Origin of the sequence: Streptosporangium sp. LJ11 (assembly GCF_051918945.1) — a bacterium.
In the GTDB taxonomy this organism is placed as follows: domain Bacteria; phylum Actinomycetota; class Actinomycetes; order Streptosporangiales; family Streptosporangiaceae; genus Streptosporangium.
Genome location: NZ_JBPXMB010000022.1, coordinates 84544 through 101038, shown reverse-complemented (window position 1 = coordinate 101038; position 16495 = coordinate 84544). Strand labels below are relative to the sequence as shown.

The 16495-nt window shown below is 71.6% G+C and carries 12 protein-coding genes and 1 riboswitch; of the genes, 8 read left to right on the top strand and 4 right to left on the bottom strand.

Translation table 11 applies throughout. The annotated features are described in order from the left end of the window. Nucleotides 1-71: 71 nt before the first annotated feature. Genes ACTOQ3_RS29725 through ACTOQ3_RS29715 form a run of 3 tightly spaced genes read right to left on the bottom strand, consistent with a single transcriptional unit; the run spans nucleotide 72 to nucleotide 3943 of the window. A complete protein-coding gene (locus tag ACTOQ3_RS29725) occupies nucleotides 72-1382 on the bottom strand; it encodes an acyltransferase family protein (RefSeq protein WP_440086740.1) in 1311 nt (436 codons plus the stop codon). Between the two features lie 24 nt (nucleotides 1383-1406). Further along, the gene (locus ACTOQ3_RS29720; RefSeq protein ID WP_440071353.1) at nucleotides 1407-2591 is read right to left on the bottom strand and encodes an NADH-quinone oxidoreductase subunit D; all 1185 of its coding nucleotides are present in this window, start codon (nucleotides 2589-2591) and stop codon (nucleotides 1407-1409) included. A 17-nt stretch (nucleotides 2592-2608) separates the two neighbouring features. Then, on the bottom strand, nucleotides 2609-3943 hold the full coding sequence (locus ACTOQ3_RS29715; protein WP_440086739.1) for an aminotransferase class V-fold PLP-dependent enzyme: 1335 nt from the start codon (nucleotides 3941-3943) through the stop codon (nucleotides 2609-2611). Between the two features lie 52 nt (nucleotides 3944-3995). Next, a riboswitch (SAM riboswitch) is annotated at nucleotides 3996-4111 on the bottom strand. A 234-nt stretch (nucleotides 4112-4345) separates the two neighbouring features. On the opposite strand from ACTOQ3_RS29715, the gene ACTOQ3_RS29710 reads away from it, so the two are divergent. Together ACTOQ3_RS29710 and ACTOQ3_RS29705 are read left to right on the top strand one after the other, a co-directional pair. Next, a complete protein-coding gene (locus ACTOQ3_RS29710; protein WP_440086738.1) occupies nucleotides 4346-5212 on the top strand; it encodes a TerC family protein in 867 nt (288 codons plus the stop codon). Between the two features lie 27 nt (nucleotides 5213-5239). Further along, nucleotides 5240-6439 carry a cytochrome P450 gene (locus ACTOQ3_RS29705; protein ID WP_440086737.1) on the top strand — a complete coding sequence of 400 codons (1200 nt, stop codon included), beginning with the start codon at nucleotides 5240-5242 and terminating at the stop codon, nucleotides 6437-6439. Nucleotides 6440-6594: 155 nt separating this feature from the next. Here ACTOQ3_RS29705 and ACTOQ3_RS29700 read toward each other — a convergent pair whose 3' ends face one another. Next, complete coding sequence (locus tag ACTOQ3_RS29700) at nucleotides 6595-7560, bottom strand: SAM-dependent methyltransferase (protein WP_440086736.1); 966 nt, start codon at nucleotides 7558-7560, stop codon at nucleotides 6595-6597. 330 nt (nucleotides 7561-7890) lie between these two features. On the opposite strand from ACTOQ3_RS29700, the gene ACTOQ3_RS29695 reads away from it, so the two are divergent. The 6 genes from ACTOQ3_RS29695 to ACTOQ3_RS29670 all read left to right on the top strand — a co-directional run bounded on the left by ACTOQ3_RS29695 (nucleotide 7891) and on the right by ACTOQ3_RS29670 (nucleotide 16472). Beyond that, nucleotides 7891-8781, top strand: a complete 891-nt coding sequence (locus ACTOQ3_RS29695) for a Rossmann-like and DUF2520 domain-containing protein (protein WP_362695283.1) — start codon at nucleotides 7891-7893, stop codon at nucleotides 8779-8781. 298 nt (nucleotides 8782-9079) lie between these two features. Continuing rightward, nucleotides 9080-9895, top strand: a complete 816-nt coding sequence (gene panC / locus ACTOQ3_RS29690; protein ID WP_440086832.1) for a pantoate--beta-alanine ligase — start codon at nucleotides 9080-9082, stop codon at nucleotides 9893-9895. A gap of 285 nt (nucleotides 9896-10180) precedes the next feature. Then, nucleotides 10181-12739, top strand: a complete 2559-nt coding sequence (locus ACTOQ3_RS29685; RefSeq protein WP_440086735.1) for an L-aspartate oxidase — start codon at nucleotides 10181-10183, stop codon at nucleotides 12737-12739. After that, nucleotides 12739-13521, top strand: coding sequence for a type III pantothenate kinase (locus ACTOQ3_RS29680; protein ID WP_350972521.1), 783 nt, complete (start codon nucleotides 12739-12741; stop codon nucleotides 13519-13521). The genes ACTOQ3_RS29685 and ACTOQ3_RS29680 overlap by 1 nt, the downstream gene beginning before the upstream one ends. 128 nt (nucleotides 13522-13649) lie before the next feature. Further along, nucleotides 13650-15152, top strand: coding sequence for a bifunctional lysylphosphatidylglycerol synthetase/lysine--tRNA ligase LysX (gene lysX, locus ACTOQ3_RS29675; protein WP_440086734.1), 1503 nt, complete (start codon nucleotides 13650-13652; stop codon nucleotides 15150-15152). Nucleotides 15153-16271: 1119 nt separating this feature from the next. After that, nucleotides 16272-16472 carry a LuxR C-terminal-related transcriptional regulator gene (locus ACTOQ3_RS29670; RefSeq protein WP_030905642.1) on the top strand — a complete coding sequence of 67 codons (201 nt, stop codon included), beginning with the start codon at nucleotides 16272-16274 and terminating at the stop codon, nucleotides 16470-16472. The last annotated feature ends 23 nt before the right edge of the window (nucleotides 16473-16495 follow it).

Genomic DNA, 16495 nt, shown 5'->3' with positions numbered 1-16495 from the left:
GCTCCGGCTCCGGCCCCACCTGGCCGTCCGCCGCCCGGGCGCGGCGCCGGCCTCGTTCCCGCGGGGTCGCGCTAGCGTCGTCTCGCCGTCCACTTGCGTCCGAAGAGCATGATGACCGGGAGCGTGCAGACCAGCGCCCCGGCGACGGCCAGGGGGCGCTCCAGCCACCAGAACAGGTCCGGCCGCACCCCGGCGCCGGGCCCGCCGCCCGCCAGCCACCAGGTCAGCGCCACCCAGATCGCCATGCCGGTCGTGTGGAACAGGAACAGTGGGAGGGCGAACCGGTTGACCGTCTCGTTCACGCGCTGCCACCTGGGACGTTCGAGCAGGCGTTCCATGGGCGGCCTCAGTACCTCCACCAGGCCGATCTGGAAGATCAGGAGCGCCACGATGACGAAGGTGGGCGGCGCCATGTTGGAGAGCTTGTCGCCGGGAACGCCCACCATCGAACCCGGGTAGATGCCCGAGTAGACCAGGCCGAAGAGGGCGAACAACCCGGTCCACAGGATGGCGACGTCGAAGCGGCGGGGAAGCGCCACCACCCTGTCGTAGAAGAAACCCGCCTGGTGGGCCAGTCCCCAGACGATGATCATGTTGAGCCAGCCCGCGGCCTCGTACCCGTAGCGCAGCCGCAGCACGTCGACGACGAGCGCCGCGCCAGCCAGCCAGATCAGGGCAAGCACGTCGTAGTGCCGGTGCAGCCAGAGCGAGATCGGGAGCAGGGCGATCAGCACGAGGTAGACGCCGATGAACCAGAGGGGGCTGATGACGAGCAGGACCACGCGGTCCATCCACTCGATCCCGAACGCCCACGCCACGAGCGCGCCGAACACGATCCAGGTTCCGGCCAGCGCCAGCGCGGGGATCGCGAGGCTCCGGATGCGCCGCGACACGAAGGTGCCGATGCCCACCCCGCGCTCGCAGGCCCGGTTCCACGACAGCAGGTGGACGTATCCGCCCACGTAGAAGAAGAGCGGCAGCACCTGCAGCAGCCACGTCAGGATCCACAGCCCCGAGGTGAAGCCCAGCGGGCTCGTCGGAGAGGGGCCGTCGGGGCCCCACTGCAGGATCGTGAACGCCCAGTGCCAGACGACCACGACGATCAGGCTGAACGCGCGCAGCCAGTCGACGTACCGGTCCCGCCGTGGCCCGTCCCCGACCGGAGGGACCTCGGGCGGCACGGGCTCCGAGGTCGCGGTGGTCGCGGTGGCGGAAGTTCCGGCGGTTCCGGTCGCGGCGGGCCCGGAGGCTCCCGGAACGGGAGCGGCGGGGGGTGCGGGGAACACCGAGGGGGCGGGAGGTGCGGGAGGTGCGGGAGGTGTGGGGAGCGCCGAGGAGACGGGGGGAGTCGCCCTCTCCTGATCCTCACCGGGTTCGGTCATGCGGTTCCAACCGTGCCTTACTCGTCACTTGTCGATGTCGCCGACGACGAAGAACATCGAGCCCAGGATGGCCACCATGTCCGCGACCAGGTGGCCGGGGAGCATCTCGCGCAGCACCTGGACGTTGTTGAAGGAGGCCGAGCGGAGCTTCATCCGCCACGGCGTCTTCTCCCCGCGCGAGACCAGGTAGTAGCCGTTCAGGCCGAGCGGGCTCTCCGTCCAGGCGTAGGTGTGGCCCTCGGGAACCTTCAGCACCTTGGGCAGGCGCTGGTTGACCGGCCCCGGGGGCAGGTCGAGCAGCCGTTCCACGCAGGCGTCGGCCAGGTCGAGGGAGACCTTCACCTGTTCCAGCAGCACTTCGAAGCGGGCGTGGCAGTCTCCCGCCGACCGGGTGACGACCTTCACCGGCAGCTCGCCGTAGGCGAGGTACGGCTCGTCCCTGCGCAGGTCGACGTCGACGCCGGAGGCGCGGGCGATGGGGCCGCTCACGCCGTACTGCATGATCGTCTCGCGGTCGAGGACGCCCACCCCGCGCGTGCGGGCGAGGAAGATCTCGTTCCCGACGATCAGGTTCTCGATGTCGGGCAGCCGTCGCCGCACGTCGGCCACGGCCTGGGCGACCCGGCCCGTCCACCCCTCGGGGATCTCCTCCTTCAGGCCGCCGACCCGGTTGAACATGTAGTGCATGCGCCCGCCGGAGATCTCCTCCATCACGGCCTGGAGGGTCTCGCGCTCCCGGAACGCGTAGAAGACCGGGGTGATCGCGCCGAGCTCCAGCGGGTAGGAGCCGAGGAACATCAGGTGGCTGAGCACCCGGTTGAGCTCGGCCATCAGCGTGCGCGTCCAAACCGCCCTGACCGGCACCTCCATGCCGAGCATCCGCTCCACCGCGAGCACGACGCCCAGCTCGTTGGCGAACGCCGACAGCCAGTCGTGCCGGTTGGCCAGCACGATGATCTGCCGGTAGTCGCGCACCTCGAAGAGCTTCTCCGCGCCCCGGTGCATGTAGCCCACGATCGGCTCGGCCGAGCTGATCCGTTCCCCGTCCAGGGTGAGCCGCAGCCGCAGCACGCCGTGCGTGGACGGGTGCTGCGGACCGATGTTGAGGATCATGTCCTCGGTCGCGAGCTCCTTGCCGTGCGCCCCCCGCACGGCCTCGGCTCCCGCCCCCATTCCCACGCTCAGCTCGCGGGGCGCGCCTTCAGTCATAGGGCCATGCTGTCACGTCAGCCGCGCGAGGCAAGATCCCGCAGGGCGTCGATCAACCGGTCGACGTGCTCGGAGGTGGTACCGATGCCGATGGAGGCGCGGACGGCGGAGGCGGTGACGTCCTCGCAGCCGCCGTCCTTGGCGCCCAGCAGGTGCCGTACGAAGGGGTGGGCGCAGAACTTGCCGTCGCGGACGCCGATGCCGTAGTCGCCGGACAGGGCCTCGGCGACCTCGCGGGCGGTGAAGCCGTCCACCACGAAGGAGACGATGCCGACGCGCGGGTGGTCCGGGCCCCACAGGGACAGCTCGTGCACGCCGGGGACGGAGGCGAGGCCCGCGCGCAGGCGCTCGAGGAGGCGCTCCTCCTCGCGGACCAGCGGGGTCCAGCCGGTGGCGGTCAGGGCGTCGCAGGCCGCGGCGAGCGCGACGGCGCCCAGCACGTTCGGGGTTCCCGCCTCGTGCCGGGCCTCGGGGTCGTCGTGCCACTCAGTGCCGTCGTCGTTCACGGCCTTCACCGCGCCGCCGCCCCGCAGGTACGGCTCGGCCTCGGCCAGCCAGTCGGAACGGCCGATCAGCGCGCCGGTGCCGAACGGCGCGTAGAGCTTGTGGCCGGAGAAGACCACGTAGTCCAGGTCGAGAGCCGTCAGGTTGAAGTGGCGGTGCGGGACGAGCTGCGCGGCGTCGACGAGGACGCGGGCCCCGTGGCGGTGGGCGATGTGGGCCAGCGCGGCGATCGGCCAGAGCTCCCCGGTGACGTTGGAGGCGGCGGTCACGACCAGCAGCTTGGGGCCGTCGATCGAGGCGAGGGCGTCGTCGGCGGCGCGGACGGCCTCGCCGGGGAAGGCGGGGGCCGCCAGCCGCACGACCCGCTCCCAGGGCAGCAGCGAGGCGTGGTGCTCGGTGTCGAAGACCACGGCGGTGGTGCCCTCGGGCAGGCTGCGGGCCAGCAGGTTGGTCGCGTCCGTGGTGTTGCGGGTGAAGATCACCGAGTCGTCGGGACGGGCGCCGACGAAGGCGCGCACCGTGTGCCTGGCCTGCTCGTAGCGGGCCGTGGTCAGCTGGGACGCGTACCCGGCGCCGCGGTGGACGCTGGAGTAGGCCGGGAGCGCGGCGGCGACGGCGGCGCTCACCGGCTCCAGACAGGGGGCGCTCGCGGCGTAGTCGAGGTTGGCGTAGCGGACGAGCCTGCCGCCCCTGACCGGGACCTCCAGGTCCGAGCCGAGCACGGCCGGGATCGGGCGGTCACCGGACGCGTAGGTCCCGGGGACGGTCACCGGAGCGGCGGGGGTGGCCGGGGCGACGGGGGCGGGGATCGCGGGGCTCGCGGGGGTGAAGATCGTCAGGGTGGACATGCCAGGGCTCCTTCGAGGTCATCGGACCCCAACCCATGACACAGGTGCCTGGAGCCCGCGCTTGCCCGGCACACCTCGTGCCGGACCAGGTCCTCACCCGGGGCACCCCGCCGCGGACGCGAGGGTTGCCGGCCAGCGAGCCGGGGCTTGTCACTGGCACTCATGACCTACGGGGGAACTATAACCGACACCTCGCGGTGCCCCGCAAGTCCGAAACGTGATCAACCCGATATCGGAGCCGGGGCGGGCGTCCTCGGGAACGCCCGGCGGATTTGACAGCGAAGCGTGATGAGGGGAAAGGAACTCCGGGCGTCCCCCGGTCGTCCAGGCAGTCAGTCGAAGAAGCACTCAGGCAGCTGGGCCGGCGGTGCGTTCGGGCGTCGGCCGACGAAGGAGGAAGCAATGGACTGGGTGACCAACCCGGAGATATGGATAGGGTTCTTCACCCTTGTCGCCCTGGAGATCGTCCTGGGAATCGACAACATCATCTTCATCTCGATCCTGGTGGGCAAGCTCCCGCCCGAGCAGCGCGACAAGGCCCGCAAGCTCGGTCTCGCCGTCGCCCTGCTCAGCCGCCTCCTGCTGCTGCTGGCGTTGTCGTGGGTGGTGAGGCTCACCGAGCCGATGTTCGAGGTCTTCGGGCAGGGGATATCGGGGCGCGACCTGATCCTGATACTCGGCGGCCTGTTCCTGCTGGGCAAGAGCGTCCACGAGATGCACGGCAGCCTGGAGGGGGAGTCCCACCACTCCGAGGGCAAGGTCGCCTCGTCCTTCACCTCGGTGATCATCCAGATCATGATCCTCGACGTCGTCTTCTCGCTCGACTCGGTGATCACCGCGGTCGGCATGGTCGACGAGCTGGGCGTCATGATCGCGGCCGTCATCGTCTCGGTCATCGTGATGCTGGTCGCCTCCGGGCCGATCAGCCGCTTCGTGGACCGGCACCCGAGCATCAAGATGCTCGCCCTGTCCTTCCTGGTGCTGATCGGCGTCGTGCTCATCGCCGAGGGGTTCGAGCAGCACATCTCCAAGGGCTACATCTACTTCGCGATGGCGTTCTCGCTGCTGGTGGAGCTGCTGAACATCCGGATGCGCGGCAAGGCGGGGCGGAGGCCGGTCGAGCTGCGTTCCCGCTACGAGACCGAGGGCGAGGCCGGTCCGGAGACGCCGGAGGGCACGAACACCCCGGGGACCCCGGTGGGTCAGGGGGTTCCGGCGGGCCGGACGGACGAGCCGGTCGAGAGGGGGAAGCCGGACGAGCAGACCTGATCCTGAACCGGGGATTACGATGCTTACGTGCGCTTTGATCCCTGGAATCCGGAATTCGTCGCCCACCCCTATGACGTCTACGACGAGCTGAGGCGGGAGCGGCCGGTCAGCTTCTTCGAACCGACCGGCCAGTGGCTGGTGGCCAGGCACGCCGACGTCAACGCGCTGCTGCGGGACCGCAGGCTCGGCCGCTCCTACCTGCACGTGGCCTCGCACCAGGAGTTCGGCAGGCCGGACGACCCCGAGTTCCAGGACCCGTTCTGGCGGGTGATCAGGGCGGGAATGCTCGATGTCGAGCCGCCGGTGCACACCAGGCTCCGGCGGCTGGTGTCGAAGGCGTTCACCCCCCGCATGGTCGAGGCGCTCCGCCCCAAGGTCGCCCGGATGGCCGGGCGACTGGTGGACGACTTCGTCGAGCGCGGCGGCGGAGACCTGATCGCCGAGGTCGCCGAGCCGCTCCCGGTCACCGTGATCGCCGAGATGCTCGGCGTCCCCGAGGCCGACCGGCACCTGCTGCGGCCCTGGTCGGCCGACATCTGCGGCATGTACGAGCTCCAGCCGTCGGTCGAGGCCCAGCACACGGCCGTACGGGCGGCCGAGGAGTTCTCCGCCTATCTCGTCGAGCTGGCCCGCGCCCGCAGGGCCGACCCCGGCGACGACCTGATCAGCGCGCTCGCCCTGGTGGCCGACGAGGGTGACAGACTCACCGAGGAGGAGCTGGTCGGCACCTGCGTGCTGCTGCTCAACGCCGGGCACGAGGCCACCGTCAACGTCACCGGCAACGGCTGGTGGTCGTTGTTCCGCAACCCGGCCGAGCTGGACCGGCTCCGCGCCGACCACGCCCTGCTGCCCACGGCGGTCGAGGAGCTGATGCGCTGGGACACCCCGCTGCAGATGTTCGAGCGCTGGGTGCTGGAGGACATCTCGGTGGGCGGGGTCGACATCCCGCGCGGCACCGAGGTGGCGCTGCTGTTCGGCTCGGCCAACCGCGATCCCGAGGTCTTCGCCGACCCCGCCCGCCTGGACGTGGGCCGGGCCGACAACCCGCACATCTCCTTCGGCGCCGGGATCCACTTCTGCCTCGGGGCACCGCTGGCCAGGGTCGAGCTGATCGAGTCCTTCGGCGCCCTGCTGCGCAGGGCCCCGAAGATGGAACTCGCCGCCGAGCCCGGTTGGGGACCGGGCTACGTCATCCGGGGTCTCACCTCCCTCGACGTGCGGGTCTGAACCGGCCTCGGACGAAGCAGCCGGAGCGGACGACGCGGACGGGCCACGGGTGTGACCGGCCCGTGCCGTCCGTCGACGAGGGCACGCCGGCCGGGCGGCGCCCCGCCGGCTCCGCCCGGACCGCGGCCCCACCGGAACGACGTCGGTTCGGCGGGTCAGCGACGGCTCTGCGACAGCCAGCCGAACCCGCCGAGGCCGCTCGCGGCGATGAGCTCCGCCTCCTCCGAGGCCCTCGCGAGGGCCTGCAGGTAGCCGCGCGGGTCGTTCCTGGCCTGCTCGACCGGCGGGCGGCCTCCGGTGATCCCGAGGGCGCGCAACGCCTCGCGCTGCGTGGTCAGCGCCGTCGTGACGGCTCCGGCGCTCTCGCCGGAGGCCGCGCAGGCGTCGAGTGCCACGTGGGCGGTGATGTCGCACGAGCCGTCGGGCACGGGCGCGACCATCGCCCCGTCCCGATAGCCGGCCAGCGTGCCGTACGGCGGCCGGTCGTCCAGGGAGTGGGAGTAGTCGATCGCGACCGCCCTGCCGCGCGCCAGCCGTACGATCACCGACGCCCAAGCCCTGTCGCGCGGCCTGCCGATCTCGGCCCGCTCCCCGATGGCCCGCATCGGCCACCATCGGTCCAGCCAGGCGAGATCCGCCGCGGAGGGCCTGCCGCCGAGCCGTTCCTCACCGTCGGTGACGTTGACCACCACCAGCCGGGGCCCGTCGGCCGTCTGCTCCGCGATGTCGACCGGCACGTTGTCGAGCCACTCGTTGGCGATCACCAGCCCGTGGATCCCGTCCGGCGCGGCCCTCGACCAGACGATCTCCTCGGGCAGCGCCGGCGGCCGGGGCGCCAGGTCGACCGCGGTCACCCGCAGTCTCGACCGGAGCGCGGGCGGCGCCGCGGCGAGCACCCCCGCGGCCAGCTCGCCCTCACCGGCGCCGATGTCGACCAGGTCGAGCACGCCGGGGCCGCCGAGCGCCTCGTCGATCGCGGCCAGCTCGCGCAGCACGGCCTCGGCGAAGACGGGGGAGGCGCCGACCGATGTCCGGAAATGGCTGGAGGGGCGCTCCCGGAGATAGAAGCCGCTTTCGCCGTAGAGCGCATGCTCCATCGCGGCACGCCAGGTGAGCCACACGCTCTCAGACGCTACCCGCCGGGGCGGGGGAACGAGATCGACTCGCGCTGACGCTTCGAGTGAATGCATGACTACATTCTGTCACCGGTTCGCGCGATCGTTGTCGACGCCGCGTCGGCGCGCCGCCGGCTGGATCGCCGCGTGCGCCGGGCCTGCGGGCTCTCCGGCGGGCCCGGTACGCTCCCGGTCCGCCCGGCCGGGGCCCTCGGGAAGAGCCTCGCCTCCGCTACCGACCGCTACGAACCCGCGTCTTGCCACGGTTGCGACGGCACGGCCCGTTACGCTGGTCAATCGGGCACGGAGCCCCACATGGTCGAAGGACGGGACGTCATGGACGCAGTCGATCGCCCGGCACGGCTGGCCGTCGGAGTGGTTGGAGCGGGCAGGGTCGGTTCGGCGCTCGGCGCCGCGCTCGTCAGGGCGGGGCATCGGGTGGTCGCGGCGAGCGGTGTCTCCGACGCCTCCAGGGAGCGGGCGGTCGAGCGGCTCGGGCTCGTCCCCACCCGGCCGGAGGACGTGGTGGCCGGCGCGGACCTCGTCCTGCTGACGGTCCCCGACGACGTGCTGCCCGGCCTGGTCTCCGGCCTGGTCGAGACCGGCACCGATCTGCGCGGCAAGCTGGTGGCCCACACCAGCGGCGCGTACGGCCTGGCCGTGCTGAACCCGGCGATCAAGGCAGGGGCGCTGCCGCTGGCGCTGCATCCCGTGATGACCTTCACCGGCCGCGACGACGACCTGCGCCGCCTCACCGGGATCTCGTACGGGGTGACCGCTCCCGACCCGCTTCGCCCGGTGGCCGAGGCCCTCGTCATCGAGATGGAGGGCGAGCCGGTCTGGATCGCCGACGAGGACCGGCCGCTCTACCACGCGGCCCTGGCCCAGGCCGCCAACCACATGGTGACGCTCATCGCGGAGTCGTCGGAACTGCTGGAGAAGATCGGTGTGGAGCAGCCGGGCCGGATGCTCGGCCCGCTGCTCGGCGCGGCCCTGGAGAACGTGCTGAGGCTCGGCATCGCCGGGCTCACCGGCCCGGTGGTGCGCGGCGACGCCGGAACCGTCCGCAGGCACGTGGACGCGCTGATCCTCGCCGCCCCCGAGGCGGCGGACGCCTACGTGGCGCTCGCCAGGCTCACCGCCGACCGGGCACTCGCGGCCGGGCTGCTCAAGCCCGAGGCCGCCGAGCGCCTCCTGGACGCCCTGGGCGGCAACATATGGACCTGAGGGACCCGAAGGCGTACGAGATCGCCATGGGAGGCGCCGTACGGCCCTGAGGGACCCGGGGGCGTACGGATCGCCTGGGGAGGCGACGCGCGGCCCCGAGGGCTCCCGTGCCGACCCGGTGCCCGCCCCGGCGACCCGATCCGGTTAGCTGATCCGGTGAGCCGAATCCGTCCGGCGAAGGGAACCGGCGGATTCCGACGACCGTCATTCCTCTCCGGCCCGGGAGCCGGAGCACCCCCGGGAGGTTCCAGTGATCGTGGCGGACGACCGCGCAGGGCTGCTCAAGGCCCGCGAGGCACTGGGGATCGGCGCGGGCGCCTCCTCCGGCTCCGGCGGGGGGAGCGCGCTGGCGCTCGTGCCGACCATGGGCGCGCTGCACGAGGGGCACCGCTCGCTCATCCGGCTGGCCCGTGAGAGGGCCGCGCACGTGGCGGTGAGCATCTTCGTGAACCCGCTCCAGTTCGGGCCCACCGAGGACTTCTCCCGCTATCCCCGTACGTTCGACGCCGACCTCGAGGTCTGCGAGGCCGAGGGGGTGAGCGTGGTGTTCGCCCCCTCGGCCGAGGCCATGTACCTGCCGGACAGGCAGGTCGGGGTCTCCGCGGGCGGGATGGGTTCGGTCGTCGAGGGGGAGTTCAGGCCCGGCCACCTCGACGGCGTGCTGACCGTGGTGCTGAAGCTGTTCAACCTGGTCCAGCCGGACGTGGCGGTGTTCGGGCAGAAGGACGCCCAGCAGCTCGCGGTGATCCGCAGGATGGTCGCCGACCTGAACCTGCCGGTCTCGATCGTCGGCGGTCCCACGGTCCGCGAGCCGGACGGCCTGGCGCTGTCCAGCCGCAACCGCTACCTGTCACCGGACGACCGGGTGACGGCCCTGGCCCTGTCTCGCGCCCTGACGGCGGGGGCCGGGCGGCGCGCGCCCGCGGAGATCCGCCGGGCCGCGCTCGACGTCCTGGAGGCCGAGCCTTCGCTGGCGCTCGACTACCTGGTCCTGGTCGATCCCGCGACCTTCGCGGAGGTCGGCGACGGCCACGCGGGCGAGGCGATCCTCGCGGTGGCCGCCAGGGTGGGGTCCACCAGGCTGATCGACAACGTCACGCTCGACATCCGCTGACTCCCGGCCGCTCGCCGGTAGGAGCCGGCGAGCGGTGGCCGGTGGCCGGTGGCCGATGACTGGCGAGCGGTGAGCGGCCGGCGGTGGCCGATGACCGGTGAGCGGCCGGTGGCGAGCGGTAACCGGTGAGCGGCCGGTGGCGAGCCGCCGTGTGCGTCCCCGAGCTGCGGTGATTTCAAGGTTCGGGCGAAATGTCCTACCCCGGGGAACAGCGGCTGCGAAGCTCACGTTATCGTCACACTGACGAAATCAACGGCCTCTAATGAACCCCGCGAGGAGGCGGCTATGAGCATCCCGGCCATTCCCCAGAGGTTGACCGCTCCGCCTCCGGGCTGGACGGTCCGGGCGGACGTGGTCGTGGTGGGCTCCGGCGTCGCCGGCCTCACCCTGGCGCTGCGGTACGTCGCCCTCGACCCCGGGGCGAAGGTCCTGGTCGTCACCAAGGACGTCCTGTCGTCCGGCTCGACCCGCTGGGCCCAGGGCGGCATCGCCGCCGTGCTCGACCCGCGCGACACCCCCGAGGAACACCTGTCGGACACGCTCGTCGCCGGAGTCGGACTCTGCGACGAGGAGGCCGTCCGGACCATGGTGACCGAGGGGCCCGACGCGCTGCGTGACCTGATCGCGGTGGGCGCCCGGTTCGACACCGACGCCTCGGGGGCGCTGCAGCTCACCAGGGAGGGCGGCCACCGCCGCGACCGCATCGTGCACGCGGGCGGCGACGCCACCGGTGCCGAGGTGCAGCGGGCACTCGTCCAGGCCGTCGCGGAGTCGGGGATCGAGGTGATCGAGCACGCGCTCGTCCTCGACCTCCTCAAGGACGCCGAGGGCCGTACCGCGGGAGTGACCCTGCACGTCATGGGCGAGGGCGAGCGCGACGGGGTGGGCGCGGTCACGGCGGGGGCCGTGGTGCTGGCCACCGGCGGCATGGGACAGGTCTACGCCGCCACCACCAACCCCGTCGTCTCCACCGGCGACGGGGTGGCGCTCGCGCTGCGCGCGGGCGCCGTCATCAGGGACCTGGAGTTCGTCCAGTTCCACCCGACCGTCCTCTGGCTCGGGGAGCACTCCACCGGCCAGCAGCCGCTGATCTCCGAGGCGGTCAGGGGCGAGGGGGCCGTGCTGGTCGACGCGGACGGCACCCGGTTCATGGAGGGCGTCCACGAGCTCGCCGACCTCGCCCCCCGCGACGTCGTGGCCAAGGCGATCATGCGGCGGATGCGCGCCACCGGCGCCGACCACGTCTATCTCGACGCCCGCCACTTCGGCGAGGAGAAGTGGCGCACCCGCTTCCCGACGATCCACGCGGTCTGCCTGGAGCACGGCATCGACCCGGTCACCCAGCTCGTCCCCGTCGCGCCCGCCGCCCACTACGCCAGCGGCGGCGTCCGCGCCGACCTGCGCGGCCGTACCAGCGTGCCCGGCCTGTACGCGTGCGGCGAGGTCGCGTGCACCGGCGTGCACGGCGCCAACCGGCTGGCCTCCAACTCCCTGCTCGAAGGCCTGGTCTTCGCCGGGCGCATCGCCGCCGACATCCACGCGGTACGGGCCGCCCGCGGCGGGAGCGCGACGCGGCCGGTCACGGGTGAGCCGGCCCCCGACGGCCGGCCCACCGGCCTGATCGACCCCAGGGCCCGGACCAGGATCCAGGGGCACATGAGCCGGGGGGCGAGCGTGCTGCGCGGGGAGGAGTCCCTGGGCGAGGTCGCCAGGGCCCTGCTGAACCTCAGGTGGACCCCGGTGGCGGTGGAGCCGTGCACCGAGTCCTGGGAGACCACCAACCTGCTGACGGTCGCCTCCGCGCTCGTGGCGGCCGCCCGCGAACGCCGGGAGACCCGGGGCTCGCACTGGCGTGAGGACTTTCCCGAGCGCGACGACGACTGGTGGCTGGGCCACCTCGACACCACCCTGACAGCGGAGGGACCCGCCATGACCTACGTACCGCACGGGCGGCGCGCGACCGCCCTGCCGTCCCAGGTGGAGAACGACCTGGTCGAGGCGGGTCTGGACCCGGCGGTGGTGGCCGCGATCCTGGAGGCCGCCGTGGCCGAGGACCTGCGGGAGGCGGGCGACGTCACCAGCCTCGCCACCATCCCCGCCGACCAGACCGCCACCGCCGACGTGGTGGCCCGCGAGGACGGCGTGGTCGCGGGACTGGCCGTGGCCGAGGGCGCGTTCGCCCACCTCGGCCAGGGCCGGCTGGCGGCCGAGCGCAAGGTCAAGGACGGTGAGCGTGTCGTCAAGGGCGACGTGCTGATGACCGTCACCGGTCCCACCCGGGACCTGCTGACCGCCGAGCGCACCGCGCTCAACCTGCTCACCCACCTGTCCGGCATCGCGACCCTCACCGGCCGCTGGGTCATGGCCGTCGAGGGGACCGGGGCCCGGATCAGGGACAGCCGCAAGACGCTGCCCGGACTGCGCGCCCTGGAGAAGTACGCCGTCCGGTGCGGCGGCGGAACCAATCACCGGATGTCGCTTTCGGACGCCGCGCTGATCAAGGACAATCACGTGGTGGCCTCGGGCGGGGTCGCCGAGGCGTTCCGTGCGGTCCGCGACGCCTACCCCGGCCTGCCGATCGAGGTCGAGGTCGACCGGATCGACCAGATCGAGCCGGTGCTGGCGGAGGGAGCGGAGGAGATCCTGTTGGACAATTTCACCGTCGAGGAGCTGGCGCGGGCCGTACGGCTGGTCGCCGGCAGGGCACGGCTGGAGTCCAGCGGGGGACTGACTCTCCAGGTTGCTCGTGACGTGGCCGAAACAGGTGTTGACTACCTTGCCGTGGGCGCGCTCACGCACTCGGCGCCGGCGCTGGACATCGCCTTGGACCTTCGGGGGAATTGATGCTGCTTGCCATCGACGTCGGCAACACTCACACCGTTCTCGGGCTCTTCGAGGGCGAGGACGTCATCGAGCACTGGCGGATCGCCACGGACGCCCGGCGCACGGCGGACGAGATCGCCGTCGTGCTCCAGGGGCTGCTCGGGCAGTCGCCGCTGCTCAAGGGCGCCGACGTCAACGGCATCGTGATCTGCTCCACCGTTCCCTCGGTGCTCAACGAGATGCGCGAGATGTGCCGCCGCTACTACGGCGACGTGAACGCGGTGATCGTCGAGCCCGGCGTCCGCACCGGGGTGCCGGTCCGGATGGACAACCCGAAGGAGGTCGGCAGCGACCGCATCGTCAACGCGCTGGCGGCCATCCAGCTGTACGGCGGGCCGTGCGTCATCGTCGACTTCGGGACCGCCACCTCCTTCGACGCCGTCTCCGCCAAGGGGGAGTACGTCGGCGCGGTGACCGCCCCCGGGATCGAGATCTCGGTGGACGCGCTCGCCGCGGCCGGGGCGCAGCTGCACAAGGTGGAGCTGATCCGCCCCCGCTCGGTGATCGCGAAGAACACCGTCGAGGCGCTCCAGGCCGGCATCATCTACGGCTTCGCCGGTCAGGTGGACGGGATCGTCGAGAGGATGGCGGCCGAGCTCGCCGTCGACCCCGACGACGTCACCGTGGTCGCCACCGGCAGCGCGGCGCCGCTCGTGGTCAGCGAGGCGCGCTCGATCGACATGCACGAACCCTGGCTCACGCTGATCGGCCTGCGGCTGATCTACCATCGCAACGCCCCCTGAGGGCGCCGCGGCACGGAGGAGGCGTCCCTCCCCCGTGCCGCGCGACCGGTTTCATGCCGTACGACAGGTTTCCGCGCCGCGCGACCGGCGAACTCACGAGGTTCGCCACATCGGTACCCTTTGGAACTGTGACCGATGACGTGACGAATCCCGCCGAGGATCTGCCCGAGCAGATGCGCGTGCGCCGGGAGAAGCTCGACCGCCTCCGTTCCGAGAACGTCGACCCTTACCCGGTGAATTTTCCGCGCACCGCGACCAACGCCGAGATCCGCCAGAAATACGCTGATCTCTCCGCTGACACCGCGACGGGCGACAAAGTGGGCGTCACCGGCCGGGTGATGCTGTCCAGGACCGGCGGCAAGCTCTGCTTCGCCACCCTCCGCGACGGCTCCGGCGACCTCCAGGTCATGGTCTCCCTGGACAGGGTGGGCGAGGAGTCCCTGGCCGCGTGGAAGCGCGACGTCGACCTCGGCGACCACGTGGGCATCGAGGGCGAGGTCATCACCTCCCGCAGGGGCGAGCTGTCCATCCTCGCCGACCGCTGGGCGATCACGTCGAAGTGCCTGCGCCCGCTGCCGGAGAAGCACGCCGGGCTCACCGACCCCGAGGCGCGGGTCCGCCAGCGCTACGTCGACCTCATCGTCAACGACGAGGCCAGGAAGATGGCCCGCACCCGCAGCGCCGTGGTCCGGGCCGTCCGCGACTTCTGGCACGAGGAGGGTTACCTGGAGGTCGAGACGCCGATGCTCCAGCCGATCCACGGCGGAGCCACGGCCAGGCCCTTCAAGACCCACATCAACGCGTACGACATGGAGCTCTACCTCCGCATCGCGATCGAGCTCTACCTCAAGCGGCTGGTGGTCGGCGGCCTGGAGAAGGTCTTCGAGATCAACCGCAACTTCCGCAACGAGGGCGCGGACTCCACCCACAACCCCGAGTTCACGATGCTGGAGGCGTACGGCACGTATCTCGACTACAACGACATCGCCGACCTGACCCAGCGGATGATCCAGAGGGCCGTGCTGGCCGCCCTCGGCCACTCCGTGGTCGTCCACCAGGGTCAGGAGATCGACCTCGGTCTGGCGAAGTGGCCGCGGATCACCCTGTACGGGTCGGTCTCCGAGGCGCTGGGCGAGGAGGTCACCACCGAGACGCCCCTGGAGCACGTCCGCAAGCTCGCGGACGCGCGGGAGATCCACTGGGACGCCAAGTGGGGTCAGGGCAAGCTCGTCCAGGAGATCTTCGAGGCCCTCGTCGAGCACACGCTCGTCCAGCCCACGTTCGTCATGGACTACCCGCTGGAGACCTCCCCGCTGGCCCGCACCCACCGGGACAACCCGCTCCTCACCGAGAAGTGGGACCTGATCGGCTTCGGCACCGAGCTGGGCACCGGCTACTCGGAACTGGTCGACCCGGTCGAGCAGCGCCGCCGCCTCACGGAGCAGTCCCTGCTCGCCGCGGGCGGCGACGTCGAGGCCATGCAGCTTGACGAGGACTTCCTCACGGCCCTGGAATATGCGATGCCGCCCACCGGCGGCATGGGGCTCGGCATCGACCGCCTCGTCATGGCCTTCACCGGAAAGAACATCCGCGAGACCATCCTGTTCCCGCTGGTGAAGCCGACCGGCTGAACCCGGCGGCGGCGGGTGAGGACGTTCTCCCCGTACGGTGCACCGGGCCGGGCACCGCGGCCCGGTGCCACCGCCACGAGGGGCGGTGTCGCCTCCTGACGCCGGCGAGCGGCGACGGAGGATTCCCGGGCGGGGGCGGCGGGTTCCCGGCCGTGCGCGCGCCGGGGACGAGGCCGGACGGCGGCCCCGGTCACCGCTCGGGACAGGGGCGGGATCCGGCCGGGATCGCGTGGGACGTCGGGCTCGGAGAGCGCCCGAGAGCCTGGTCGGCCGCGCCGGGCGGCACCGTCACCGTCCCCTCCGCCGACCGGCGTCCCAGGCCGCCCCGCGCCGGTGGACGCGAGCCGGAGCATGAGCCGCGCGGCCGGGTCGCGGTGGAGCGGTTCCCCGATCGTCTCCGGGCCGTTTTCCGTGCGAGCGCCCCGAGGCGCCGGAGCCGAGCGCCCTCACGGAGCTTCACGGATCAGGATGTTCCCCTGCGGGGGCGGCCGAGGCCCCGGGAGAACCCGGCCGGTGGGAAACGGCCGTCGGGCCCATGGTCCCACGCAATATCGGACGCATTTCCGTATGGTGCAGAAATCCATTTCCAGTAGGTCCAATATCGCCCGGATGTTCCGTCGTCGCCACGTGGCACTTCGCGAATGCCGCAAGGCTCCGCTCTTGACCCTCATATTTCCGCGTTATCCGTGGTGTGCCGTCAAGGTGATGAGGACATGGCCGTCGGGAAGAGATCAATTTTTTCCGAGAAATGCGGACGGGCCGGATCCCCGGGGCGACGGCTTCGGGGTGCCCGGCGGGGCGGCGGTTCCGGCGAAATCTTGTTCTGCCAGGACCTCGGTCGCCGCAGCCAGGGATGCCTGCCGGCTCGTGCCTGGGCTCGATCATGACATAGCCGCAAAGGCACTGACATATCATGAGTACTTCACGTAGCGCCTGCTATGTCAATACTGGACGCACGCTATGAAGAGTGGAACTTGACGACCTTTGAACAAGGCGTTTACCGTTCCTGGCGGACGGTATTCATTTCCGGCGTCTCGCACCCGGTTTCCAGAGTGGGGGGAGTGACTCTTGATGGCATATCCAGAAGTGGATTCACGCCATGGCGACAGCCCCCTGGGCATGAGCGATATCGGTCTCAGCGACGACGACCTCGTGCTGCTGGCCGAGCTCGCCAAGGGTGTCACGGTCGATCGGGTGGGGCGTCGCCTCGACATCAGCGGCCGGACGGTCAGGCGCAGGCTCAGGGGCATCTGCGACCGCATCGGCGTCGCCACGGCGATCGAGGCCGTGGCCTGGGCGGCCCGCCGCCGCCTGATCTGACGCACCGCCGCGTGTCCGGCAGG

Excerpts from the sequence above, each read along its gene's own strand:
- ACTOQ3_RS29725 (WP_440086740.1), bottom strand. The coding sequence starts at position 1,382 with ATGACCGAACCCGGTGAGGATCAGGAGAGGGCGACTCCCCCCGTCTCC.
- ACTOQ3_RS29720 (WP_440071353.1), bottom strand. The coding sequence starts at position 2,591 with ATGACTGAAGGCGCGCCCCGCGAGCTGAGCGTGGGAATGGGGGCGGGA.
- ACTOQ3_RS29715 (WP_440086739.1), bottom strand. The coding sequence starts at position 3,943 with ATGTCCACCCTGACGATCTTCACCCCCGCGAGCCCCGCGATCCCCGCC.
- ACTOQ3_RS29710 (WP_440086738.1), top strand. The coding sequence starts at position 4,346 with ATGGACTGGGTGACCAACCCGGAGATATGGATAGGGTTCTTCACCCTT.
- ACTOQ3_RS29695 (WP_362695283.1), top strand. The coding sequence starts at position 7,891 with ATGGACGCAGTCGATCGCCCGGCACGGCTGGCCGTCGGAGTGGTTGGA.
- ACTOQ3_RS29685 (WP_440086735.1), top strand. The coding sequence starts at position 10,181 with ATGAGCATCCCGGCCATTCCCCAGAGGTTGACCGCTCCGCCTCCGGGC.
- ACTOQ3_RS29680 (WP_350972521.1), top strand. The coding sequence starts at position 12,739 with ATGCTGCTTGCCATCGACGTCGGCAACACTCACACCGTTCTCGGGCTC.
- ACTOQ3_RS29670 (WP_030905642.1), top strand. The coding sequence starts at position 16,272 with ATGAGCGATATCGGTCTCAGCGACGACGACCTCGTGCTGCTGGCCGAG.